Annotated in this window: 17 protein-coding genes; 15 read left to right on the forward strand and 2 right to left on the reverse strand. The window is 73.7% G+C overall.

The genetic code is table 11. The annotated features are described in order from the left end of the window. Window positions 1-8: 8 nt before the first annotated feature. Window positions 9-206 (reverse strand): hypothetical protein, encoded by a 198-nt coding sequence (locus ACIQVZ_RS10665; protein WP_402448721.1) that lies wholly within the window; start codon window positions 204-206, stop codon window positions 9-11. Between the two features lie 240 nt (window positions 207-446). On the opposite strand from ACIQVZ_RS10665, the gene ACIQVZ_RS10670 reads away from it, so the two are divergent. The 13 genes from ACIQVZ_RS10670 to ACIQVZ_RS10730 all read left to right on the forward strand — a co-directional run bounded on the left by ACIQVZ_RS10670 (window position 447) and on the right by ACIQVZ_RS10730 (window position 13,268). Continuing rightward, window positions 447-1,091 (forward strand): class I SAM-dependent methyltransferase, encoded by a 645-nt coding sequence (locus tag ACIQVZ_RS10670; RefSeq protein ID WP_063348741.1) that lies wholly within the window; start codon window positions 447-449, stop codon window positions 1,089-1,091. Continuing rightward, complete coding sequence (locus ACIQVZ_RS10675; protein ID WP_350878299.1) at window positions 1,088-1,666, forward strand: TrmH family RNA methyltransferase; 579 nt, start codon at window positions 1,088-1,090, stop codon at window positions 1,664-1,666. Before ACIQVZ_RS10670 ends, ACIQVZ_RS10675 begins: the two co-directional genes overlap by 4 nt. A gap of 192 nt (window positions 1,667-1,858) precedes the next feature. Next, window positions 1,859-2,791: a 3-oxoacyl-[acyl-carrier-protein] synthase III C-terminal domain-containing protein gene (locus ACIQVZ_RS10680; RefSeq protein WP_402448725.1), complete on the forward strand. Its 933-nt coding sequence runs from the start codon at window positions 1,859-1,861 to the stop codon at window positions 2,789-2,791. Window positions 2,792-2,878: 87 nt separating this feature from the next. Beyond that, window positions 2,879-4,291 (forward strand): hypothetical protein, encoded by a 1,413-nt coding sequence (locus ACIQVZ_RS10685; RefSeq protein ID WP_402448726.1) that lies wholly within the window; start codon window positions 2,879-2,881, stop codon window positions 4,289-4,291. A 2-nt stretch (window positions 4,292-4,293) separates the two neighbouring features. Then, complete coding sequence (locus ACIQVZ_RS10690; RefSeq protein ID WP_402448728.1) at window positions 4,294-5,580, forward strand: type III PLP-dependent enzyme; 1,287 nt, start codon at window positions 4,294-4,296, stop codon at window positions 5,578-5,580. Window positions 5,581-5,627: 47 nt separating this feature from the next. Continuing rightward, complete coding sequence (locus ACIQVZ_RS10695) at window positions 5,628-5,900, forward strand: acyl carrier protein (RefSeq protein ID WP_063348736.1); 273 nt, start codon at window positions 5,628-5,630, stop codon at window positions 5,898-5,900. Window positions 5,901-5,902: 2 nt separating this feature from the next. Further along, on the forward strand, window positions 5,903-6,793 hold the full coding sequence (locus ACIQVZ_RS10700; RefSeq protein ID WP_350878295.1) for a hypothetical protein: 891 nt from the start codon (window positions 5,903-5,905) through the stop codon (window positions 6,791-6,793). Further along, complete coding sequence (locus ACIQVZ_RS10705; RefSeq protein WP_402448731.1) at window positions 6,790-7,509, forward strand: hypothetical protein; 720 nt, start codon at window positions 6,790-6,792, stop codon at window positions 7,507-7,509. The genes ACIQVZ_RS10700 and ACIQVZ_RS10705 overlap by 4 nt, the downstream gene beginning before the upstream one ends. Continuing rightward, window positions 7,506-8,666: an acyl-CoA dehydrogenase family protein gene (locus ACIQVZ_RS10710; protein ID WP_402448733.1), complete on the forward strand. Its 1,161-nt coding sequence runs from the start codon at window positions 7,506-7,508 to the stop codon at window positions 8,664-8,666. The genes ACIQVZ_RS10705 and ACIQVZ_RS10710 overlap by 4 nt, the downstream gene beginning before the upstream one ends. Before the next feature lie 203 nt (window positions 8,667-8,869). Then, the gene (locus ACIQVZ_RS10715; protein ID WP_350878292.1) at window positions 8,870-9,445 is read left to right on the forward strand and encodes a 4'-phosphopantetheinyl transferase superfamily protein; all 576 of its coding nucleotides are present in this window, start codon (window positions 8,870-8,872) and stop codon (window positions 9,443-9,445) included. Between the two features lie 154 nt (window positions 9,446-9,599). Continuing rightward, window positions 9,600-11,825: an MMPL family transporter gene (locus ACIQVZ_RS10720; protein ID WP_350878291.1), complete on the forward strand. Its 2,226-nt coding sequence runs from the start codon at window positions 9,600-9,602 to the stop codon at window positions 11,823-11,825. Between the two features lie 257 nt (window positions 11,826-12,082). Then, window positions 12,083-12,373, forward strand: a complete 291-nt coding sequence (locus tag ACIQVZ_RS10725) for a helix-turn-helix transcriptional regulator (protein WP_107453059.1) — start codon at window positions 12,083-12,085, stop codon at window positions 12,371-12,373. A 136-nt stretch (window positions 12,374-12,509) separates the two neighbouring features. Next, the gene (locus ACIQVZ_RS10730; protein WP_350878290.1) at window positions 12,510-13,268 is read left to right on the forward strand and encodes an AfsR/SARP family transcriptional regulator; all 759 of its coding nucleotides are present in this window, start codon (window positions 12,510-12,512) and stop codon (window positions 13,266-13,268) included. A gap of 114 nt (window positions 13,269-13,382) precedes the next feature. On the opposite strand, the gene ACIQVZ_RS10735 is transcribed toward ACIQVZ_RS10730, so the two are convergent. After that, on the reverse strand, window positions 13,383-20,561 hold the full coding sequence (locus ACIQVZ_RS10735; RefSeq protein ID WP_402448737.1) for an amino acid adenylation domain-containing protein: 7,179 nt from the start codon (window positions 20,559-20,561) through the stop codon (window positions 13,383-13,385). A gap of 221 nt (window positions 20,562-20,782) precedes the next feature. Between ACIQVZ_RS10735 and sbnA the strand changes: the two genes are divergently transcribed. Then, window positions 20,783-21,832: a 2,3-diaminopropionate biosynthesis protein SbnA gene (sbnA, locus tag ACIQVZ_RS10740; RefSeq protein WP_350878288.1), complete on the forward strand. Its 1,050-nt coding sequence runs from the start codon at window positions 20,783-20,785 to the stop codon at window positions 21,830-21,832. A gap of 103 nt (window positions 21,833-21,935) precedes the next feature. Next, window positions 21,936-24,194, forward strand: a 2,259-nt coding sequence (locus ACIQVZ_RS10745; protein ID WP_402448739.1) for a condensation domain-containing protein, incomplete at its 3' end; no start/stop codon positions are given.

The following is a 24,194-nucleotide window of genomic DNA, read 5'->3' on the forward strand; positions in this document are numbered from 1 at the left end:
GGCCGCGGTTACTCGCGGTACTCGTCCTCGTCGAGCTGGACGACGCGGCTCTGCTCGGCGGCGTCGGCGACATCGGTGGCCGGGTCGGCTCCGACGGCCCGGCGTTCGGCCACCTCGTCGTACTCGTCGCCCTCGGTGGCCTCGTCGTCGGATTCGACGGTCTCGACGGCCTCGTCGATCAGGTAGTCCTCGTGATTCTGCGGCATGGCGTCCGTCCTCACTGTTCGGAGGCGCTGTCCGGAGGCTCCCACGGGCGCGGGGGCGGTACTGGCAGTATCCGTCGCCGGACGGCCGGGCGCGATCGCGCCGCGGCGGCCCCGCGGCGCCCGGGCCGCCGGCCGGCACGGAACGCGCCGCAGGCCACCGGGGGTACGATCGGTGCCGTACCAAGGGCTTACCCACACCCACCCGGTGGCCCCGAGGCCCATACGAACGACGGGGAAATCATGTCCGGCTCGCACTACTTCACCGGTGCACCCGAGGTCGCCAGCGAGCGCCGGCCGATCACGGTCTCCCTGCCGGACCTCACCCTCGAACTGACCACCGACACCGGAGTGTTCTCGCGCGGCCGGCTCGACCCGGGCACCCGGATCCTGCTGGAGCACGCCCCGCAGCCGCGGGTGCGCGGCCCGATCCTGGACGTCGGCTGCGGCTACGGCCCGATCGCGCTGACCTGGGCGAGCCGGCGCAGGCGGCTGCCGGTCTGGGCGGTGGACGTGAACGAGCGCGCGCTGGAACTGGTGCGGCTGAACGCCGAGGCACTGCGGCTGGGCAACGTCCAGGCCGCGCTGCCCGAGGACGTCCCGCAGGACGTGCGGTTCGCCACCATCTACTCCAACCCGCCGATCCGGATCGGCAAGGCCGCGCTGCGCCGGCTGCTCACGCACTGGCTCGGCCGGCTGACCCCGGACGGCTCGGCGTTCCTGGTGGTGCAGAAGCACCTGGGCTCGGACTCGCTGCAGAAGTGGCTGAACGAGCAGGGCTACCCGACCACCCGGGTCGCGTCGGTCAACGGGTTCCGGATTCTGGAAGCACGACCCCGCCCGGAGCCGGGCGAGGGCACGGAGAGTGGACGGGGAACGTCGTCGTGAAGCAGTTGCGCGGGACCGAACTGAAGCGACTGCACCGCTCGTGGCGGCGCAGCAACGAGTTCCGGCTCGCGATGATCCTGGAGAACCTGCAGTCGCCGTTCAACGTCGGCTCGGTGGTCCGGACCGGGGCCGCGATGGGCGCCGAGAAGCTGTACCTGGCCGGGGAGACCCCGTCGGTGCGCTCCTCGGGCGCGCAGAAGGCCGCGATGGGCACCGACAAGTACCTGAAGGTGGAGCACTTCCCGACGATCGCGGAGGCGGTCGCGGCGGCGAAGGCGGACGGCTTCAAGGTGGTCGGCCTGGAGCTGGCGGACGAGGCGGTACCGATGTTCGCCGCCGAACTGACCCCGGCGGTGGCCTTCGTGCTGGGGCACGAGGACCGCGGGATCACCCCCGACGCGCTGGCGCTCTGCGACCAGGTGGTGTTCGTGCCGCAGCTGGGCCGGGTCGGCTCGCTGAACGTGTCGGCGGCCGCGACGGTGGCCTGCTACGAGGCACGCCGCCAGGGGTACGCGATCAGCGGCACCCCGGACGGCACCGACCTCGGCGACCTCGGCGGGGCCGACGACGAGTAGGACCTGATCCGATCCGGAGGGGTGTGCCGAAAGGCCCGCCCCTCCGGTCGTTTCCGCCCGGCGGCACGGGACGGTCGACCACGCCTGTGGGCCGGACTTCCCCGGCGTCCGCGGGGAGCGCGCCCCGGCCCCGCCGGCGGTGGTCAGCGCAGCGTCAGCTAAGCGTCAGCGCTCCAGGCGACTGTAGTTGGCATGACGTCGATCACGGCAGTCTCCAGCTGTCTTCCCGACACCATCCCGATCGCGCGTTTCCAACAGGAACTCCAGCTGACGGATGTGCAGCTCCGGCGCTACCAGCGCTTCTACGGGCTCTCCGAGGTGTGCCGCGACCCCGCGGCCACCGAGACCGAGCTGCTGCTGCGCGCCGCGACCAAGCTGGTGGAGCTGCGCGGGCAGGAACAGCGCGTCAAGTACGTCCTCCAGGCCCGCACGATGCCGTCGCCGCTGCCGTACCCGATGACCTCGCTCCGACCGGTCCAGGTCGAGCTCGGCCTGGAGCACGCCGCCGGCTTCGTCGTCTCGCACCACGCCTGCGCCTCCGGGCTGCTCGCGCTGGACCTGGCGGGCACCCTGCTGGCCGCCGACCCGGATCCGCACGCGCTCGCCCTGGTCCTGGCCGGGGAGAAGGCGTGCACCACCCGGACGCAGTCCATCCCGGACGTCACCGTCATGGGCGAGGGCACCGTGGCCTTCCTGGTGAGCGCGGACCGTACCGGCTCCGACCGGATGCTCGGCTACGCGACGCGCACCCACACCCAGTTCGGCGACGAGTTCATCATGGGCGACGCCGCCGCCAAGGAGTTCCAGGACCTGTACGGGCCCGGCCTGTGCGAGGTGATCGGCGCCGCCCTGGAGGAGGCCGGCTGCGGCCTCGACGAGCTGGCGCTCGTGCTGCCGCACAACGTCAACCGGCTGTCGTGGATCGGCGTCTGCAAGGCGCTCGGGCTGCCGCTCGACAGGGTCTTCCTCGACCTGGTCGGCGAGACCGGGCACTGCTTCTGCGCCGACCCCTTCATCAACCTGCAGAAGGCCACCGAGCTGGGGCGGCTGCGCCCCGGCGACCGCTACCTGATGACCAGCGTGGGGCTCGGGGCGACCTTCGCCGCGATGGTCCTGGAGCACTGACCGCCGCCCACCGGATCGGCCACCACCGCAGCACCCGCGCACCCGCCGCACCGCGCCCGAGCGCACACGAGAAATGACGAGGTCGACATGCATCTACCGTCCTCCGGCTTCAGCGCGCGCCTCAAGCGCGCCGTGACCGGGTCCGCGGACACCCCGCTGGTGTTCCTGGGCAACTTCGAGGTGGAGAACCACTGGGCGCTCGGCGAGCCCGCGCTGCCCCGGGTCGCCTCGCACGCGGGCAGTGCGGTGGTGAACCGCATGGACGAGTTCGCGCTGCTGCTCGGCGGCAAGGACGACCACGTCGTGCTGAAGACCGCCCTGGACGAGGGCTACCGCGGCTACCTGGAGGGCCTCGGCCTGGAGCTGCCCACCGTGCACGTGGTGGCCGGCCAGGACCCGCAGCGCACCGTCAGCGAGGACGCCCTCGCCGACCCGGAGCTGCTGCGCGCGCTGTCCGCCGTCGCCGCCGAGGGCGCCCGGCTGACCGCGCACGGCATCTCCACCGTCGAGGAGGAGCTGGCCGAGCGCACCGGGCTTCAACTGGGCGCGCCGACCGCCGCGGTCTGCAAGCGGGTCAACAGCAAGGTGTACAGCCGCCGGCTCTCCGACGAGCTGGGCATCCGCCAGGCCCGCGGCTGGGCCTGCGAGACGCTGGAGGAGCTGGCCGAGGCGGTGGCCGCGGCCGGTGAACTGCTGGCGGCGGGCCGCAAGGTGGTGCTGAAGGACGCGTTCGGCGTGTCCGGCAAGGGCATCGTCGTGCTGGACTCCGAGGCCCGGCTGGGCCGGCTGCACCGGATGGCGGTCCAGCAGGCCGAGCGCGCCGCCAAGGCCGCGGGCGGCGCCCCGCGCACCGCGCTGGTGATCGAGGAGTGGGTCGCCAAGCGCTGCGACCTCAACTACCAGTTCACGGTGGGCCGGGACGGCTCCACGCACTTCGACTTCGTCAAGGAGCTGCTGACCGAGGGCGGCGTCCACAAGGGCCACCGGATCCCGGCCCGGCTGACCGACGGGCAGGTCGCCGAGATCGAGGCGACGGCGCTGCGGCTCGGCGAGCGCCTGGCCGCCGACGGCTACCACGGCGTGGTCGGCGTCGACGCGATGGTCGACCCGGACGAGGGCCTGTACCCGGTCATCGAGATCAACGCCCGCAACAACATGTCCACGTACCAGAACGTGGTGCACGAGGGCGGCCTGGCCGGGGCCGACGACGTCGCCGTCGCCCGGCACTTCCCGCTGCGGCTGACCCGCCCGCTGCCCTTCGCCGAACTGGCCGAGGTGCTGGACGGGCTGCTGCTGACCGAGCGGGGACCGCGCCCGCGCGGCCTGTTCGTGAACAACTACGCCACGGTGAACGCCGCCGCGGGCACCGCCGCCGACACCGAAGCGGACGGCTTCGAGGGCCGGCTGTACGGCGTGCTCGTCGGTGCCTCCAACGAGGAGATCGAGGCGCTCGACACCGCCATCACCCGCCGCCTCGCGGCCTACCCGGAACGGAGCTGACCGTGAGCGTCGCATTCGAGGTGCAGGGCCTCGGGATCACCGAGCTCGCCGAGGAGTTCGGCACCCCGCTCTACCTGTACGACGGCGAGGAGATCACCACCCGCTTCCAGGGGCTGCGCGAGGCGCTGCACCCGGCGATGGAGGTTTTCTACTCGCTCAAGGCGAACCCCAACATCTCCGTCTGCGCGCTGCTGCACAGCCTGGGCTCGCGCGCCGAGGTGTCCTCGCTGACGGAGCTGGTCACCGCCCGCCGGGCCGGGGTCGAGCCGCGCGACATCATCTTCCTCGGCCCGGGCAAGAGCCGCGGCGAGGTGGCGGCCTGCCTGGACGAGGACATCCACGCGATCGTCTGCGAGTCGATCGGCGAGCTGGACCTGATCGACGAGGTGGCCCGCGAGCGCGGGATCACCGCCCGGGTCGCGCTGCGGGTCAACCCGAGCTTCTCGGTGAAGGGTTCGGGCCTGACCATGGGCGGCAAGCCGCGCCAGTTCGGCACCGACGAGGAGCTGCTGCTGGCCGAGGGCAGGGACCTCGTCGGCCGCTACCCCAACATCCGGCTGATGGGCGTCCAGGTGTACCTGGGCACCCGCATCCTGATCGAGGAGTCCGTCGTCGAGAACACCCGGCGGATCCTGGAGCTGGCCGAGCGCCTCTCCACCGAACTGGGCTTCCCGCTGGAGACGGTCGACGTCGGCGGCGGCCTCGGCATCGCCTACTTCGACAACGAGAAGGACCTCGACGTCGCCGAGCTGACCGCCGGGCTCAACCCGCTGATCGCGGACTTCCGGGCCCAACACCCGGAGACCCGCATGATCATGGAGCTGGGCCGCTTCCTGGTCGCCGCGTCCGGCACCTACGTGACCCGGGTGCGCTACACCAAGACCTCGATGGGCGAGAACTTCGCGGTCACCGACGGCGGCACCAACCACCACATGGCGGCCGTCGGCATCGGCTCGTACGTGAAGCGCAACTTCCCGATGGCCGCGCTGGAGCGGCTGGACGAGCCGGCCACCGAGCCCTGGCACATCACCGGCCCGCTCTGCACGCCCAACGACGTCATCGGCAAGAAGGTGCCGATGCCGGCGCTGCGGGCCGGCGAGCTGATCGGGGTGCAGCGCTCCGGCGCGTACGGGCCGACGGCCTCGCCGGTGCACTTCCTCAGCCACGGCTACCCGGCGGAGGTGCTCGTCCTGGAGGGGCGGGCGCACCTGGTCCGGGAGCGCGACGACGTCGAGGCCATGCTCGGCGGCCAGCGGCTGTACACGGCCCCCGGCGACGACCAGAACTGACCACCGACCGGCCGACCCCCGGCCGGGACCAGCCCGAGGAGAACACCATGAGCGACACCGCCAACACCGTGGCCGACGTGAAGTACGTCGACGCCGTCCGCAAGGGCCTGTCGGAGGTCCTCAACAAGGACGTCTCCGGCGCCGACCCGGGCGTCCGCCTCTTCGACGAGCTGGGCCTGGACTCCAGCAGCGCGCTCGAACTGCTCATCACCATCGAGGAGATCCTCGACGTGCAGTTCGACGCCGACGAGCTGGACATGACCCACTTCGAGACCGTGGGCTCGCTGGCCGGCTTCGTCGCCGCGGAAGCGAGCGCCTAAGCATGTTCCGCGCGACTGCACCCGTGCGGCGTCCGGCCCCGGCCGGCGCGGACGGCACGCCCGGCCCGGCCCCGGCGGCGGTCCTGCCGCGGCTGGTCCGGGCCGGCGCCCACACCCCGCCGGGGCCGGGCGCGCCGTACCGGCCGGAGGCCGCGCGGGAGGACTTCTACCGCGAGCTCGGGGCGCTCTACGGCGCGGACTTCGACCGCGAGCAGTTCGCCGCCTCGGGGCGGCGCACCTCGGTGGAGCTGGCCCACGGCGCGCTCGACGCGCTGGGGCCGCTGACCGCCGAGGAGTGCCCCGAGGTGGTGGTGGTCGCCTACTCCGCACCGGACTTCGACCACGCCGAGCTGGTCGCCTCCTGCGTGAAGGGGCGGCTGCCGGGCGAGCCGCTCTCCTTCGCGCTGTCCGACCAGGGCGTCCTGGCGCCGTTCAGCGCGCTGCGGGTCGCCGTGGAGTACGCCCGGCGGTGCGGCTGGTCGCGGCTGCTGCTGCTGGTCGTGGACCAGGGCACCCAGCCGTTCCCGCTGCCCGCGACGGGGCAGAGCGCCGTCCACGCGGACGCCGCGGTCGCGCTGCTGATCCACTGGGACGGCGGCGACGCGCCGCTGGGCGGCGCGGCCCAGGGCCTCCCGGAGCCGGGGCTGTTCGCCGGCTGGGACACCTCGGCCGCGCTGGTCACCGGCTCCGGCCTGTCCGACGGCTGTGCTGAACTTCCGGCACACGGCGGTCCGTGGACCAGGGTGGCGGCCGGACAGCCCGCCACCGGCGGCTGGGCCGCCCTGCTCGCCGCCGCCGACCGGGACCGCCCGGTGGTGGTGGCCGACTACGACCGGGAACGCGGATTCCTGGCCTACTGCACACTCGACACGGGGGAGTTGGGGGTCCGATGACGGTTCCGGCCGAGGTGCGCGAGCACTGGCAGGAGGCCCGGACGAGCGCGCGCAACGACGGCCTCGTCCCCGCACTGACCCTGCTCTCCCGCGCGCTGTCCCCCGGGGTGGCACCGCGCGGCCCGCGCGGGCACGCCGTGGTCCCGCGCGAACTCCTCGGCGAGTACGCCGAGTTCGGCGACGACGAGGACGGGGACGGGGGCCGGGATCCGGTGCCCGGCCTGGCCGTCCTGGGCCCCGCCGGCGGCGATCGGGCCCCCGCCGGCCCCGACGCCCACGACTGGGGCACCGGCCTCGCCTGGCTGCGGCTCGGCGCGTCCGAGCGGCTGCGGGAGGCCTGCCTGGCCTACCTCGCGGGCCGCCAGGTCGAGGGTTCCTCGCTGCTGCTGCAGCAGCTGGTCAAGGGCGCGCTCGCCGACGTGCTGATCGACCACCTGGAGATCGAGGGCGTCCTCGACGACCTCGCCGAGGGGCCGGACGACTCCCCGCCGGCCCCCGCCCGACCCCTGGACGGCCCGGCCCTCGCCCGCCTCCAGGCCCAGATCACCCAGGCCGACCGCGCGCTGCTGCGGCTGCTCGGGGCGTACGGTTTCACCGCCGAGGGACCGGGCCGGGCGGCGTACGCCTCCGAGCTCCTCGCCGACGTGTACTGCGGCTGGCCTGGACCGGCCGGGGACACGGCACAGAACGTCGACTCCCGGAAGGGGAACGTGTGATCAGCCTGCCCGGCCCGCTGGAAACCACGCACCGGTACGTGCGGCGGTGGGCCGAAGACCTGCGGGCGGGCGCGCTCGAACTCGACCGGGACCCGGACGCCGTCCACCGCTTCCTGGACCTGCCCGCCGTGCGCTTCCTGGCCGGCCACCAGGTGCCGCCGGAGTGGGACCGGGCGTCCGCCGAGGCCGGTGCCGGCCCCGCGCACGGCCTGGCCACCCTGGAGCGGGTCCTGGTGAGCGAGGAACTGGCGCGCGGCGACGCCGGGATGATGCTGGGCGCGCCCGGCGCCTCGATGTGCGGGGTGCTGCTGAGCGTGCTCGGCAGCCAGGCGCAGAAGGACTGGGTGTACGGCCGGCTCGCCGAACGCCCCCGCTGGACCTGCTTCGGCCTCACCGAGCCCGACCGCGGCTCGGCCATCGGCGAGATGACCACCACGCTGACCCCGGTGGGCGACGGCTCGTACGTCCTGGACGGCGAGAAGCGCTACGTCGGCAACGCCGCCCGGGCCGACCTGGGCGCCGTGTTCGCGCGGGTCGCGGGCACCGAGCGGCTCGGCGTGCTGGCCGTCCTGGTGGACACCGCCGACCCCGGCTTCCGGGCGGAGCCGCTGCCCACCCTCGGCCTGCGCGGCGTCCAGCTGACCCGGATCACCCTCGACGGGGTGCACGTGCCCGCCGAACGGGTGCTCGGCGCCCACCTGCCGCCGACCCGGCGGGGGATGTGGAGCATCGTCTCGGTCTTCAACCAGCTCCGCCCGAGCGTGGCCGCGATCGCCCTCGGCATCGCCCGGGCCGCCCACGACTACGTCGCCGAGAACCGCCGGGAACTGCGCGGCGCGGAGCGCGAGCTGTTCGAGTCGCTCGGCCAGCGGATCGACGCGGCCCGCCGGTTGACCTACCGGGCGGCCCTCGCGGTGGACCGCAGGCCGGCCGCCGGGCACCTCTCCTCGGCGGCGAAGGCCCGCGCCTGCGAACTCGCCGAGGACGTCACGATGCGCGCGCCGGGTTTCTTCGGACCCGGCGCCCGGCTGGACCACCCGCTCCTCGACAAACTCGCCCGGGACGCACGGGGCGTGGAGTTCATGGAGGGGACACGGAACATCCAGAAGCTGAATCTGTTCCAGGGGCTGCACACCGGAAAGGTGGGCCGGTTCTGAACGGGACAGAACAACCGGCCGGTCGGGACACGGTCGAGATCTGGCAGATTCCGCTGACCGGTGGCGAGCACCCGGACCACCCGGGCGGCGAAGCCGCCCAGGGCGCCCCGGACGGGTACCCGCCGCACCTGGAGGAACTGCTCGACGAGCAGGAGCGGGCCCGCGCCCGGAGCGGACAGCTGCCCGGGCTGCGGCGCCGCTTCGTGCTCGCGCACGCCGCCACCCGGATCGTCCTCGGCGAGCGCCTCGGCCGCGACCCGGCCGGGCTGCGCTTCAGCCGCGGCCCGTGGGGGAAGCCCGCCGTCGAGGACGCGCCGGGCCTGCACTTCAACCTGTCCCACTCGGGCGAGATCGCCCTGCTCGCCCTGGCATCCCGGCCGGTCGGCGTGGACGTCGAGCTGGCCCGCGCCGAGCTGGACACCGCCCGGCTGGCCGGTCGCTTCTTCCCTCCGGACGAACGGGAGCTGGTCGCCCGGGAGGGGCCGGACGCCTTCACCCGGCTGTGGACCAGGAAGGAGGCGTGCGTGAAGGCCTCGGGCGCCAGACTCACCCAGGGCATGGGGATCCCGGTCGCCCACGACGGACCGGAAGCCACCGTGTACGCACGCTCCGGGCCGTTGCCCGGGCCGTGGAGAGTCAACGACCTGCCGCTGCCCGAGGAATACGCGGGGTCCGTCGCACTGATCGGCGACGGGCCCTTTAACGTGTCCCGGCGGATGTGGTATCAAATTCCGCCCGGGGAATCCGGCGGCAGCCCTCTCGGGCCGGCTGTCAAGTAGAAGAAACTCCCCCTCCGATCGTCGAAGTTGTACCCGTGATCATGCGTCGAAGCGTCACTAGATTCGGTGATGCAGGCGAACGCCGCACCGCACCGGCCGGACTCATAAGTCAGGCCCGTGTCTTGATCCGGGCATTTCTTTTGAGGAGGGGAACGTGATCGTGGAAGGCAGGAACGTGATCACCAGGGCCGCTCGGTGGAGCGCCGTCCACCCCTGGTGGGCGATCGCGCTCTGGGTGGCGTTCGTCGTGGCGGCCCTCGTGGTCGGCGGCGTCACGGGCACCCGGCAGGCCACCACCTCCGACCTCGCCATCGGCGAGTCCGGCCGGGCGGCCGCGATCGCCCGCAGCGGCGGCCTCCAGGAGCGCGCGGTGGAGAACGTCCTCATCACCCCGTGGGGCGGCGGCCGGCTCGACCCCGTCCAGGCTCAGTCCGCGGCCTCGGACGCCACCCGCGACCTGAAGGCCCTCCCCGGCATCAGCTCGATCGACGCTCCGGTGCCCGCGCCGGACGGCTCGGCCCTGCTCGTCCCGGTGACCCTCGACGGCGATCCGGAGACCTCCGCCGACCGGGTGCAGCCGCTCATCGACACCGTGGCGAGGACCCACGCGTCGCACACCGAGCTGCGGATGGAGCTCGTCGGCGCCGGCTCGATCAAGGCCGGGCTCAACGAGATGCTGAGCAAGGACCTCGGCAAGGCGACCGTGCTGAGCCTGCCGGTGACGCTGCTCGTGATGGTCTTCGTCTTCGGCGCGATCGTCGCCGCGAGCGTCCCGGTCGTCCTCGGCCTGTCCTCGGTGCTCGCCGGGCTGGGCCTGTGGGGAGTGGCCTCCCAACTGGTGCCCGACCCGGGGCCGGTGACGCACGTCATCGTGCTGATGGGCATGGCCATCGGGGTCGACTACTCGCTGTTCTACCTCAAACGCCAGCGCGAGGAGCGGGCGTTGGGCGCCAACAACATCGACGCCATCGAGATCGCGGCCGCCACCTCCGGGCACTCGGTGCTGGTGTCCGGCGTGGTCGTCATGATCTCGATGGGGGCGCTCTACCTCGCCGGGCACATCGCCTTCGAGTCGATGGCCACCGGCGCGGTGCTGGTGGTCGCCATCGCGATCACCTCCTCGCTGACCGTGCTGCCGGCCATGCTGTCCCGGTTCGGCCGCTACCTGGACGCGCCGCGGGTCCCGCTGGTGTGGCGGCTCACCCAGAAGGGCGGGGTCAAGCCGCGGCTGTGGTCGACCATGCTCAAGCCCGCGCTGCGCCACCCGGTGATCGCGCTGGTGCTCTCGGTCGGCGCGCTGCTCGTCCTCGCGCTGCCCGCCCTCGGCCTGAAGCTCAAGGCCACCGGGATCGACGACCTGCCCCGGTCGATCCCGGCGATGCAGGCCAACGAGCGGCTGACCGACTCCTTCCCGAGTCAGGCCGACACCCACACCGTCGCGGTGAAGGTCCCGGCCGACCGGACGGCGGAGCTGGGCGGCGCGGTGGAGGCACTGGTCGAACGCGCCTCGCAGGACGCCCTCTTCGTGCACAACCCGGCGCCGACCGTCCGCACCTCCCCCGACGGCACGGTCGCCACCATCGCGATCGGCACCCACTTCGACAGCGGCTCCCCGCAGGCCCGCGCCTCGCTGGCCCGGCTGCGCCAGGACCTCGCCCCGCAGACCCTCGGCACGGTCGCGGGCGCCGAGTTCGCGGTCGGCGGCAGCGACGTCGCGTTCGACGTCGACTACCGGGCGAACGTCATGCGCAAGATGCCCTGGGTGCTCGGGGTGGCCCTGGTGCTGACCTTCCTGGTGATGACCGTCGCGTTCCGCTCGGTGATGCTCGCGCTGATCACCGTGGTGCTCAACCTGCTGTCCGCGGCGGCCTCCTTCGGCCTGCTCGCGCTGATCTTCCAGCACACCTGGGCGGAGGACCTGCTGCACTTCGAGTCCACCGGCCGGGTGGTGGCCTGGCTGCCGCTGATGCTCTTCGTGATCCTGCTCGGCCTGTCGATGGACTACCACGTCTTCGTGGTCAGCCGGATCCGGGAGGCGGCGCGCGGCGGACTGTCCGTCAGGGAGGCGGTCGAGCAGGGCATCACCCGCACGGCGGGCGTGGTGACCAGCGCCGCGGTGGTGATGGTCTGCGTGTTCGCCCTGCTGGCCTCGCTGAACTTCATCGAGATGAAGCAGATGGGGGTGGGCATGGCCTGCGCGGTGCTGCTCGACGCGACGGTGATCCGGATCGTCGTCCTGCCGGCCGTGGTCACCCTGCTCGGCTGGAAGACCTTCTGGCCCTCACGGCTCGCGCGCCAGACCACGACCCGGGCCCCGCGGATGCCGGCCATCGTGGCCGCGGCGGCGGCGGCCTCGGCGGCCCGCACGACCCTCCCGTAACACGGGACCCGTCCAACTCGACGGCCGGGGAAGGGCTTAGCCCCTTCCCCGGCCCTTTCGTGTGCGTTTCGTGCAGGCATCGGCCACAACCAGTTGTGACAAGGGGTTTGACGCCGACTGTCCCGTGGTGGTTTGTTACGGGAGTTGTAGAATCGCATGCGCGTTCGTCGGCACGTGAACGACCTTCCCGGTGACGGGGGGGCGCAACTGCCGCTGGACGCACCACGGGGAAGCAGGGGGCGGTCAGGGGGGTGGCCATGCACAGTGACGGCAGCCTCGCCTCGGCGCGCTGGCGCAACGAGCTCACCCGGGTCGGGACGCTGTCCGGACGGGAACGACAGGTCTTCGACCTGATCGGTGCCGGACACTCCAACCGCGGCATCGCCGCCCGACTGCACGTCACGGAGCGCACGGTGAAGGCGCACGTCGCCAACATCCTCGCGAAACTGGGAGTGGAGTCGCGGCTTCAGGTGGGATTGGTGGCGCAGGTTCATCAACTCATGTACGAAGGTACATGGCCGGACGACCCAGGCGTGTCCGATACTTGACCAGCGCGAATGATACCCAGGCTTTTCCCCTTTGTCAGGCCACCCCAAACACGTCGACCACTGTTGACGGTGGCCGGGCCGAGGTCACAGGAGAAAAGCTTGTGGCTGGAGTTCACCGCTAGGGACGGGGAATTTGGTGTACATCTCCATATTAGGCCCACTATTGATCGGCGACGGTCAGCGCACCGTAGGTCTACGGGCGAAGAAGAACCGCGTGATGCTCACCATGCTGGCGCTCAACGCCGGTCAGGTGGTCGCGTTCGACGAACTGATCGACGAACTGTGGGGGGAAGCGCCGCTCAAGAACGCGCGCAACGCCTTGCAGGCCAATGTCAAACGCATGCGCAAATCGTTGGCGGAAATCGGTCTGGAGGGGCCGGACCAGGAACTCATCCGCACGGTTGACAACGGTTACATGCTCAACGTCTCGGAGGACGCGGTCGACGCGTACCGATTCCTGCGGACGGCGGAGAAGGGCGCGGGGCTGGTCAGCGACCGGCCGTACGAAGCGATGGACACGCTCCGCAAGTCGCTCGCGATGTGGCGCGGCCCGGCCCTGCTCGACACGAGCGACGGGCCCTGGTGCCGGGCCGTCGCGCTGCGTCTGGACGAGCAGCGCAAGACCGCGCGGGAGGACCTCATCTCGGCGCAGTTGCAGGCGGGCGAGGCGGGGGCGGTGGTGGCCGAGCTGAAGCAGTTGCTCGCCCAGTACCCGGAACGCGAGCGGTTCAGCGAGCAGTTGATGATCGCCCTCTACCGGTGCGGCCGGCAGTCGGAGGCCGTCGACATCTTCCACCGCACCCGGAAGTGGCTCGACGACGAGTTGGGGCTCAAACCGAGTCGTCGTCTCCACCACCTCTACCAGGCGATCCTGATGCAGGACCCCTCACTGTAAGTCCCGTCGGGGCGAGGGCAGTTCGCCCCGGCACACCGGCGGCTCCCCTCCTGGGGCGCCGCTGGCGGCCCCGTGACGGCCGGGCCCGGATTCCGGGCCCGGCCGTCCGGTCGTTCAGGACCGGCGCAGCGCGGCGTCGGCCACCGCGCCGATCCGGCCGGCCGCCTCCCGGCCGAGCATCTCCTCGTGGCCGCAGGCGACGTCGTGCACCGTCAGCGCGCCGGTCAGGTGCGCGCGCCAGCGGTCGGCGAGCTCGGCGGCGGGGGCGCCCTGCACCTCGTCGGCGGCGGTGAACAGCAGCAGCGAGCCGTCGAACCGGCCGGGGGTGAACTCCCGGGCGATGTCGGTGTGGTGGCGCATCACCGCCATCAGCCGGCGCAGCTCCCCGTCGTCGATGCCCGCCCCGGTGGCGTGGTGGGCGAGGAAGGCCCCGCGGATCTCCTCGTCGGTCGGATCGTGGTCGCCCGGCAGCACCGGGAAGACGTCCAGCGCCGCCAGGAAGGCCACCCGCTCGCCCGCCGCCTGGAGCTGCACCGCCATCTCGTGCGCGACCAGCCCGCCGAAGGACCAGCCCAGCAGGTGGTACGGGCCGTGCGGCTGCACCCCGCGGATCCTCGCCAGGTACGTGGCCGCCAGCTCCCGTACGCCCTGCGGCCGTTCCCACTCCCCCTCGGGCGCGGCGACGCCGTCGGACTGCAGCGCGTACACCGGCCGGGCCTGGTCGAGGTGCGGGGCCAGCTCCGCGTACGGCAGGCCGAAGCCGACCCCGCCGTGCACGCAGAACAGCGGCTCGGCGGTGCCGCCGGGCCGGATCGGCAGCACCGGCTCCAGCACCGTCGCGGGGAGCCGCCGCGAGGCGGCGGGCCGGGCGGCGGCGGGCCGGGCGGCGGCGGCGAGGGCCGCCACCGTCTTGTGGGTGAAGACGTCGGCCAGCGAGAGCGTGAGCCCGGCCTTCGCGGCCCGGCTGACGATCTGCACCGAGCGCAGGCTGTCGCCGCCGAGGTCGAAGAAGTCCCCGTCGGCGCCGACCTGGTCGAGGCCGAGGATCTCGCCGAAGACCCCGGCGATGACCTCCTCGGCCGGCGTGCCCGGGCGCCGCGCCGGGGCCTGCGCGGCGGCGGGCGCGGCACCGGGCGCCGGCAGGGCGCGGGTGTCGAGCTTGCCGTTCGCGGTCAGCGGCAGCGCGGGCAGCGTCACCAGCGTCGCGGGCACCATGTGCGCGGGCAGCGACTCGGCGACGAACGCGCGCAGCACCGGCACGTCGACGGCGGCGACGCCGGGCAGCGGCACCACGTACCCGGTCAGCTGGAGCACGCCGGTGGGCGAGGGCGCGACCTGCACCGCGGCCTGCACGACCACCGGGTGGCGCACCAGCGCGGCCTCGATCTCGCCGAGCTCGATCCGGAAGCCGCGCAGCTTCACCTGGTGGTCGACCCGGCCGACGTAGTCGAGCGTGCCGTCGGCCCGCCAGCGGGCCAGGTCGCCGGTGCGGTACATCCGGGTGCCGGCCGGGCCGTACGGGTCGGCGACGAAGCGCTCGGCGGTGGTGACCGGGCGGCGCAGGTAGCCGTGCGCCAGGCCGGTGCCGGCGACGTACAGCTCGCCGGTGACGCCGACCGGGGCCGGGGCGAGGGCCTCGTCCAGGACGTACACCCGGTGGTTGTCCAGCGGGCGGCCGATCGGCGGGCGGCCGCTACCCGGACGCAGCGGCTCGCTCCAGGTGGCGCAGACCGAGGTCTCGGTCGGGCCGTAGGCGTTGCGGAACTCGACCTGCGGGGCGAAGCGGTCGACCAGAGCCGGCGGGCAGGCCTCGCCGGCGACCAGCAGGTGCAGGTCCGCGGGCAGCGCCACGTCCTCGGGCAGGCCCGCGACCACGGTGGGCGGCAGCACAGTGTGGTTGACCCGGTGCTCGGCGAGCAGCGCGGCCAGCACCTCGCCGGAGACCCGGCTCTCGTCGGTGGCGACCACCAGGGTGCCGCCCGAGTACAGCGAGACGCCGAGCTCCCAGACGGTGGCGTCGAAGCTGAACGAGGCGAACTGCAGCACCCGGGTGTCCGGCCCCGCGCCCATCCGCGCCTGGTGGTTGGCGGCCAGGTTGGCCGCCCCCAGGTGCGGCACCGCGACGCCCTTGGGGCGGCCGGTGGAGCCCGAGGTGTAGATCACGTAGGCGACGTCCTGCGGGAGGAGCGGCCGGGTGCGGTCGGCGTCGACGGGGTTGCGGTCGGGCCGGCCGGCCAGGTCGGACCGGGTGCGCAGGGAGTCCAGGACCAGCGGGCCGACGCCCTCGGCCAGCCCCGGGATCCGGTCGGCGACCGCCTCGACGGTCAGCACCTGGGCGGGCGCCGCGTCGTCGAGCATGTAGGCGATCCGCTCGGCCGGGTACTGCGGGTCGACCGGCAGGTAGGCGGCGCCGGTCTTGAGCACCGCCAGCAGCGCGATCACCAGCGGCGCGGAGCGCGGCATCGCCAGCGCGACCACGTCGCCCGGGCCGACCCCGCGCTCCAGCAGCAGGTGGGCGAGCCGGTTGGCCCGCTCGTTGAGCGCCGCGTAGGACAGCCGCGTCGTCGCCGGACCGGCCGGCACGCCGTCCGGGCCGATCAGCGCGGGGTGGTCCGGGTCGGCGGCCGCCAGGCCCTCGAACACGGCGGTCAGGGTGACCGGGGTGAACGGGGCGGTCGGGCCGGCCCACTCCTCCAGCAGGACGCGGCGCTCCTCGGCGGTGAGCAGGTCGAGGGCGCTGAGCGGTGCGTCGGGGGTGCGGGCGGCGGAGTCGAGCAGGGTGGCCAGGGCCCGGGCGAGGCGGGCCGCCGTCGCCCCGGTGAACAGGTCCTCGCGGTACTCCAGGCGGATGTCCAGACCGGCCGGGGCGCCGTCCGGACCGGTCCGCTCCAGCACCTGGAAGGACAGGTCGAACTTGGCCGTCGTGCTGCCGATCGGCAGCACCTCGGCGCTCAGGCCGGGCATCGCGGGCAGCGGGTCGGCACTGTTCTCGAAGGCCAGGATCACCTGGAAGAGCGGCTGCCGGCCCATCGAGCGGACCGGGTTGAGCTCCTCCACCAGGTGCTCGAAGGGCAGTTCGGCGTGCCCGTAGGCGGTCAGGTCGGTCTCCCGGACCCGCCCGAGCAGGGCGGTGAACGCCGGGTCGCCCGAGGTGTCGGTGCGCAGCACCACGGTGTTGACGAAGAAGCCGACCAGGTCGCGGACGGCGTCGTCGGTGCGCCCGGCCACCGGGCTGCCGAGCGGGATGTCGGTGCCCGCGCCCAGCCGGGTGAGCAGTGCGGCCAGGCCCGCCTGGACGGCCATGAACAGGCTGGCGCCGCCGCGCCGGGCCAGTTCGGCGAGCCGGGCGTGGGTCCCGGCGGGCACCGTGCACTCGACCTCGGCGCCGCGGTGCCCGGCCCGGGCCGGGCGGGGGAAGTCGGTGGGCAGGTCCAGTTCCTCCGGGATGCCCGCCAGCGCCTCGCGCCAGTGCGCGAGTTCGGCGCTGGCCAGGCTGTCCGGGTCGTCCTTGGAGCCGAGCAGTTCGCGCTGCCAGAGCGCGTGGTCGGCGTACTGCACCGGCAGCGGCTCCCAGCGCGGCCCGGCGCCGTCCAGCCGGGCCCGGTAGGCGTCGGAGAGGTCGCGGGCGAGCGGGCCGAGCGACCAGCCGTCGGCGGCGATGTGGTGCACCGTCAGGGCCAGCGCGTGGCTGTCCCGGCCGAGGGTGAACAGCCGGGCCCGCAGCGGTACCTGGGCGGACAGCTCGAAGGGGTGGACGGCCTCGGCGGCCAGCGCCGCCTCCAGCGCGCCCGGTGCCGCCCCGGAGAGGTCCACCACGACCAGCGGGGCGCCGGCCTGCTCGGCCTCCTCGGCGGAGAGCACCAGCTGCGAGGGCAGCCCGTCGGCCTCGGCGAAGACGGTGCGCAGGCTCTCGTGCCGGGCCACCACGTCCCGGACGGCGGCGGCCAGCGCGGCGGCGTCCAGCGGGCCGGTGAGGCGGACCGCCAGCGGGATGTTGTAGTTGCCGGTGGGCCCGTCCATCTTGTCCAGGAACCAGAGCCGCTCCTGGGCGTGCGAGAGCGGCACCGAGGACGGCCGGTTCGGGACGGCGCGCAGCGCGGGGCGCCGGGGGGCCGGCTCCGCCGCGGCCGCCGCCGTGTCCGGGGCGAGGGCGCGGGCCAGCGCCTCGGCCGTCCGGGCGTCGAACAGGGTCCGCACCGGGACGTCCACGCCGAGCGCGGCACGCAGCCGGTTGGCGACCCTGGTCGCGGACAGCGAGTGGCCGCCGAGTTCGAAGAAGTCGTCGTCGGCGCCGACCCGGTCGAGCCCGAGGGCCTCCGCGAAGACCGCGCAGAGCAGTTCCTCGCGCTCCCCCGCGGGCTCGCGCCCGGTGCCCGCCCGCTCGTCCGGCGGGGCGGGCAGGGCCTTGCGGTCGACCTTGCCGTTGGGGGTCAGCGGCAGGTCGTCCAAGGGAACGTACACGGCAGGGATCATGTGCGTGGGCAGCACCGATGACGCCCGCTCCCGCAAGCGGTCGCGGTCGATCCCTGCCGGTACGACATAGGCGACCAGGCGGGCGTCCCCCGCCCGGTCGGTGCGGGCCGTGACGACGGCCCGCGTCACTCCGGGCTGCGCCGCGAGCACGGACTCGATCTCGCCGAGCTCGATGCGGTAGCCACGGATCTTCACCTGGTGGTCGCTGCGCCCCGCGTACTCCAGGGCGGTGCCGGCGGCGTCCCAGCGGACGATGTCGCCGGTGCGGTACATCCGCTCGCCGCTCGGGCCGTACGGGTCGGCGACGAAGCGCTCGGCGCTCAGGCCGGGGCGGCCCAGGTAGCCGCGGGCCAGGCCGGTGCCGGCGAGGTAGAGGTCGCCGAAGGTGCCGTCGGGGACGGGGCGCAGCGCGCCGTCCAGGACGTACACCCGGGTGTTGGCGATCGGGCCGCCGATCGGCGGCGGCCCGGCCTCGGCGGCGGTCAGCGGCGCGGCGGTGGACCAGATGGTGGTCTCGGTCGGGCCGTACACGTTGGTCACGGACGCGCAGTGCGCGGTGAGGGTGCGGGCCAGCGGTTCGGGCAGTGCCTCGCCGCCGACCAGGGCGCGCAGGCCGGCCAGCCGGGGGGCGTGGTCGGCGGCGAGCGACTGCCAGAGGCTGGGGGTGGCCTGCAGCAGGGTGGCGTCCAGGCCGGTGACGGCGTCCGCCAGGGCGGCCGGGTCGCGGACCGTCTCGCGGTCGGCGACCAGCAGTTCGGCGCCGGCGGCGAGCGGGACGAACAGCTCCAGGTTGGCGATGTCGAAGCCGAAGGTGGTGACGGCGAGGAAGCGGTCCTCGGTGGTCACCTCGAAGCGGGCGACCATGTCCTCGACCAGGTTGACCAGCGCCCGGTGCGGCACCACGACGCCCTTGGGGCGGCCGGTGGAGCCCGAGGTGTAGATCACGTACGCGGGGTGGTCGGCGTGCGGGGCCGTGCCCGGTACGCGCTGCCCGGGCGCACCGGTCGCGGCGTCCGGGCCGTCCAGCACCCACAGCTCGCCGGTGCTCATCTCGCCTTCGGCGGATTCGGCGGATTCGGCGGCGAGGAGTTCGCGCACCCGGCGGTGGGTGAGGGTCACCACCGGGGCGGCGTCGGCGAGCATGTAGCGCAGCCGGTCGGCCGGGTAGTCCGGGTCCAGCGGCAGGTAGGCCGCGCCGGACTTGAGGACGGCCAGGGCGGCCACCACCAGGTCGCAGGAGCGGTCCAGGGCGATCGCCACCACCTGCTCCGGGCCGGCCCCGGCGGCGTGCAGGGCGTGCGCCAGCGCGTCGGCGCGGGCGTGCAGTTCGCGGTAGGTCAGGCGCTCCTCGCCGCAGCGCACGGCGGGCGCGTCCGGGGTGCGGGCGGCCCGGGCGGCCAGCAGCGGGGCCAGCCAGTCGCCGGGCAGCGGCACCCCGGTCGCGTTGCGGGCCCCGGTGATCCCGGCGCGCTCGGCCTCGTCCAGGACGTCCAGCCGGCCGCACGGCTCGTCGGGCCGGGCGACGGCGGCGGCCAGCAGCCGGGCGAAGCGCCGCCCGACCAGTTCGGCCTCGGCCCGGGTGACCAGCGCGGGCACGTGGTTGACGGCCAGGCCGAACGGGGTGCCGGGGAAGACCGTGAGGGTGACCGGGAAGTGGGTGGCGGAGCGGACGTCGGCGCCGGTCACCCGGGGGCCGGTGCCGGTGGCCAGCGGCAGGCCGCCCATCGGGTAGTTCTGGAACATCAGGGCGGTGTCGAAGAGTTCGCCGCGCACGGCGGTGAGCTGCTGGACCTCCGCCAGGGTCAGGTGCTCGTGCGCCAGCAGCGCGGTCTGCGACCGCTGCACGTCGGCGAAGAGCTCGGCCGGGGTGCGGGCCGGGTCGACGTCCACCCGGACCGGGAGCGTGTTGGCGAACAGGCCCACCATCCGCTCGACGTCCGGGACCTCGGCCGGCCGGCCGGAGGTGACCGCGCCGAACAGCACGGTGTCCTGGCCGGTCAGCCGGGACAGCAGCAGCGCCCAGCAGCCCTGCACCACCGCGTTGACGGTCAGGCCGCGCGAGCGGGCGAAGCCGGTCAGCGCGGCGGAGACCTCGGGGGTCAGCTCCAGCGGGACGGCCTGCGGCAGCGCGGCGGCGCCGGCGGCCCGGTCGCGGCCGGCCGGCACCAGCCGGGTCGGGTCGACGACCCCGGCCAGGGCCGTGCTCCAGGCCTGCCGGGCGGCCTCCTTGTCCTGCGCGCCGAGCCAGGCCAGGTGCGCCTGGTAGCGGGCCGCGCCCGCCTGCGGCTGCTTGGCGGGGGCGCCGCCGGCCTTCAGCTCCTCGGCGAGCGCGGCGAGTTCGCCGATCAGCGAGACCATCGACCAGCCGTCCACCAGGATGTGGTGGACGGTCCAGACCAGCCGGCAGCGCCCGCCCTCGGCGCGGGCCAGGGTGAGCCGCTGGAGCGGCGGGCGGGCGAGGTCGAAGCGGCGCAGCCGGTCCTCCTCGGCGAGCCGGTCGAACTCCGCCTCCGGCCCCTCGGCGCCGGCCGCCACCGCGACCTCGCGCCACGGCAGTTCGACCGACGTGGGGATCACCTGGATCGCCTCGCCGTTCCTGCGGTGCCGGAAGCAGGCCTTCAGGTTGGGGTGCCGCTCCAGGAGCAGGCCCGCCGCGGTGCGCAGCGCGGCGGCATCGGCGTCGGTCAGCTCGTCCAGGTCGAGGACCAGCTGAATGGTGTAGACGTCCGTCCCCTCACGGTCGTACTCCGAGAGAAAGAGCAGTCCCTGTTGCAGCGGCGAGAGCGGAAGGACTTCACTGATGGCGGACGGCCGATTCAAACCGGGCTCCTCGTGGAAGGCCTGCAAGTGCGGAATAACAAACGCTTTCCGATGGCGCTGACGAGCAACTGACCGGCAACTGACGGACGGCTGACGCGCGCCTGCGGGCGGGTCCGAAACCCTGGTCGCGGACCCCGTCAGCAGTCCGTCAGCCCCTCGTCAGCGCCCGGCGGGAGGCTTGCCGCCGAGGCTAATTCGTTACCGAAGGCCAGGAGTCTCCAGTGCCGGTCATTTCCGCGTCGCACGAATTCGAGGTCAGCGACCTCTTCGTGAATCTGCAGCCGTTCTTCGGGCACCGTCTCTTCCTGAAAGTCGAAGGGTTCAACTTCGCCGGGTCCATCAAGCTGAAAGCGGCCCGGGAAATGGTCGCGCAGGCCGAGGCGGCGGGCGTCCTCGGCCCCGGCTCGACCCTGGTGGAATCCTCGTCCGGGAACATGGGCGTCGCCCTGAGCGTGCTCGCCGCCAGCCGCGGCTACAAGTTCATCTGCGTCACCGACTCTCGCTGCAACGAGGTCACCCGCCGCACCATGGAGTCGTACGGCGCCGAGGTGCACCTGATCACCGAGCCGCACGAGACCGAGGGCTTCCTCGGTGCGCGGATCCGCCACGTCAAGGCGCTGCTCGCCGCCGACGAGAAGCGGGTCTGGCTCAACCAGTACCTGAGCCCGGGCAACTGGATGGCGCACTACCGGACCACCGCGCCGGCCATCGCCCGCCAGTTCCCGGACCTGAACGTGCTGTTCATCGGCGCGGGCACGACCGGGACGCTGATGGGCTGCGCCCGGTACTTCCGCGAGCGGCGCCCCTCGGTGCGGGTCGTCCCGGTCGACAGCGTCGGCTCGGTCACCTTCGGCGCCCCGCCGGCCACCCGGCACATCCCGGGCCTGGGCACCAGCGTGCGCCCCGCGCTGCTGGACGAGTCGCTGGTGGAGCGGGCGGTCCACGTCGAGGAGACCGACACCGTCCGGACCTGCCGCGAACTGATGCGCGGCGGCTTCCTGTTCGGCGGCTCCACCGGGACGGCCGTCAGCGGCGCGCTGCGCTGGCTGAACGAGCACTACGGCGACGGCGCGGGCGGCGTGCGCGAGCGGGTGACCGCCGTGACCATCTCGCCGGACCTGGGCGAGCGCTACATGGACACCGTCTACCACGACGAGTGGGTGCGCGGTTCGGTCGGCCCGGAGGGCCTGCTGCCCGGGATCGAGCACCGGGGCCTCGGGGCGGGCGTCGCCACCGGGCTCCACGCCGGGCTCCAGACCGTGTCCGGCTGACCGGACCGGCGGGGTCGGGGCCGACGCGAGCGGGGCCGGCGGGGTCAGAGGGTCGAGAGTTTTCAAGGCGGGGCTGAGGCTGAGAATGACGGAGAGCAAAGCAGTGACGACAAACCGGAACGCTGTCCTTCCGCTCACCGCGGCACAGGCCGAGATCTGGTTCGACGAGCAGTTCGCCGCCGGGCCGCTGGCCTACAACATGGCGGACTACATCGATCTGCGCGGACCGCTCGACGCCGAGCTGCTCGGACGGGCGCTGCAACGCCTCGGCCACGAGGCCGAGGGGCTGCGGGTGCAGTTCGTCGAGGAGGACGGCGCCCCCGGCCAGATCATCCGCCCGCTCGCCCAGATCCCGCTCAGGACGCTGGACTTCAGCGGCGAGGCGGAGCCGTCGGCGGCCGCCGAGCGGTGGATGCGGGCCGACCACGCCGACCCGATGAAGGTCACCGACTTCCCGCTGTTCCGCGGCGCGCTGATCAGGCTCGCCCCGGAGCACCACCTGCTCTACCTGTGCATGCACCACATCCTCGCCGACGGCTTCAGCCGCTCGCTGCTCTACCCCAAGCTGTCCAGCGCCTACACCCGGCTGGCCGCCGGCGAGGGCCCGGCCGAGCTGGACGCCGACGCCATGCCGGCCTTCCACCGGCTGCTGGACGCCGAGCGCAAGTACCTCGACTCGTCGATGGTCGAGAAGGACCGCGCCTACTGGACGGACCGCCTCACCTCCGACCGGCACGGCCCGGCGCCCGAGCTGGTCTCGCTCTCCGAGCAGGAGCCGGCCCCCGGCCGGGTCGCGCTGCGCGAGACCGCCCGGCTCTCCCCCGCGACCACGGCCGCGCTGCACGCCCTCGCCCAGGACGGCAAGGTCACCATGCCGGTCCTGATGGTCGCCGCGATGGCCGCCTACACCCAGCGCGTCACCGGGGTCCCGGCGCCGCTGCTCACCCTGCCGGTCACCGGCCGGGTCGGCGCGGTCAGCCGCGAGATCCCCGGCATGCTCGCCAACTACCTGCCGCTGGCCGTGCGGGTGCGCCCGGAGATGACCCGCACCGAACTGCTGCGCGCGGCCTGGGTCGAGGTCGCCGGCACGCTGAAGCACCAGCGCTACCGCGGGGACAGGGTCCGCCGCGACATCGGCCTGCGGATCGACGACCAGCGCGCCTTCGGCCCGTTCATCAACGTGCTCAACCAGGACCCGGAGCTGGCCTTCGGCGACTGCCGCGGGGTCGTGGTCAACCTGTCCACCGGCATCGTCAAGGACCTCATCATGACGGTCCTGAACGCGGACGACGGCACCGTCGAGATCCACCTCGACGGCAACCCCGAGCTGTACGAGCCGGCCGAACTCGCCACCCACCTCGCCCGGTTCGGGACCTTCCTCGGCGCCCTCGCCACCATGCCCGCGGACCGCCCGCTCGGCCAGGTGGGCCTGGGCGCGACCGGCGAACCGCTCGGGCTGCTCGGCGCCTGGGATCCGGCCACCGCCGCCGACCAGGGTCTGGTCGAGCGGGTCCGCGCCGTCGCGGCCGGTACGCCGGACGCGGTGGCCGTGGCGGACGGCGCCGAGCGGATCGACTACCGCGAACTGGTCGCCCGCGCGGCGGGCCTGGCCGCCCGGCTGACCGCCGCCGGGGTCACCACCGGTTCGGTGGTCGCGATGTTCGCCGAGCCCGGCGTCCCCTTCGTCACCGGCGTGCTGGCCGTCCAGGCCGCCGGCGGTGCCTACCTGCCGCTCGACCCGGCCGCCCCGGCCGCCCGCAACACCGGGCTGCTGGAGGACGGCGGCGCCCGCCACCTGCTGGTCGGCGCCGGGTACGAGGCACAGGCCGCCGAGCTCACCGCCGGGGCGACCACCGCCCTGCCGCTGACCGATCCGTCCGACTCCGGCAGTGGCGCCGAACTCCCCTCCATCGGAGGCGAGTTGGACCTGGCGTACGTGATGTTCACCTCGGGCTCCACCGGCAAGCCCAAGGGCGCGATGGTCCAGCGCTCCGGCATGATGAACCACCTCTGGGCCAAGGTCGGCGACCTCGACCTGGCCGCCGGAGAGGGCGTCGTCCAGAACGCGCCCCTCACCTTCGACGTCTCCGTCTGGCAGATGCTCGCCCCGCTCATCGTCGGCGGCACCGTCCGGGTCTCCGGCACCGACATGGCCGCCGACCCGGCCGCCCTGTTCGGCATGGCCCGGGACGAGAAGATCGCCGTCCTGGAGGTCGTCCCCTCACTCCTGCGCGCCGCCCTGGACGCCTGGGACCTCGACGGCACCGCCCCCCAACTCCCCCACCTGCGCTGGCTGATGGTCACCGGCGAAGCCCTCCCCGCCGACCTCTGCCACCGCTGGCACACCCGCCACCCCCACATC

The sequence above is a fragment of the Kitasatospora sp. NPDC098663 genome (genome assembly GCF_044760075.1).
In the GTDB taxonomy this organism is placed as follows: domain Bacteria; phylum Actinomycetota; class Actinomycetes; order Streptomycetales; family Streptomycetaceae; genus Kitasatospora.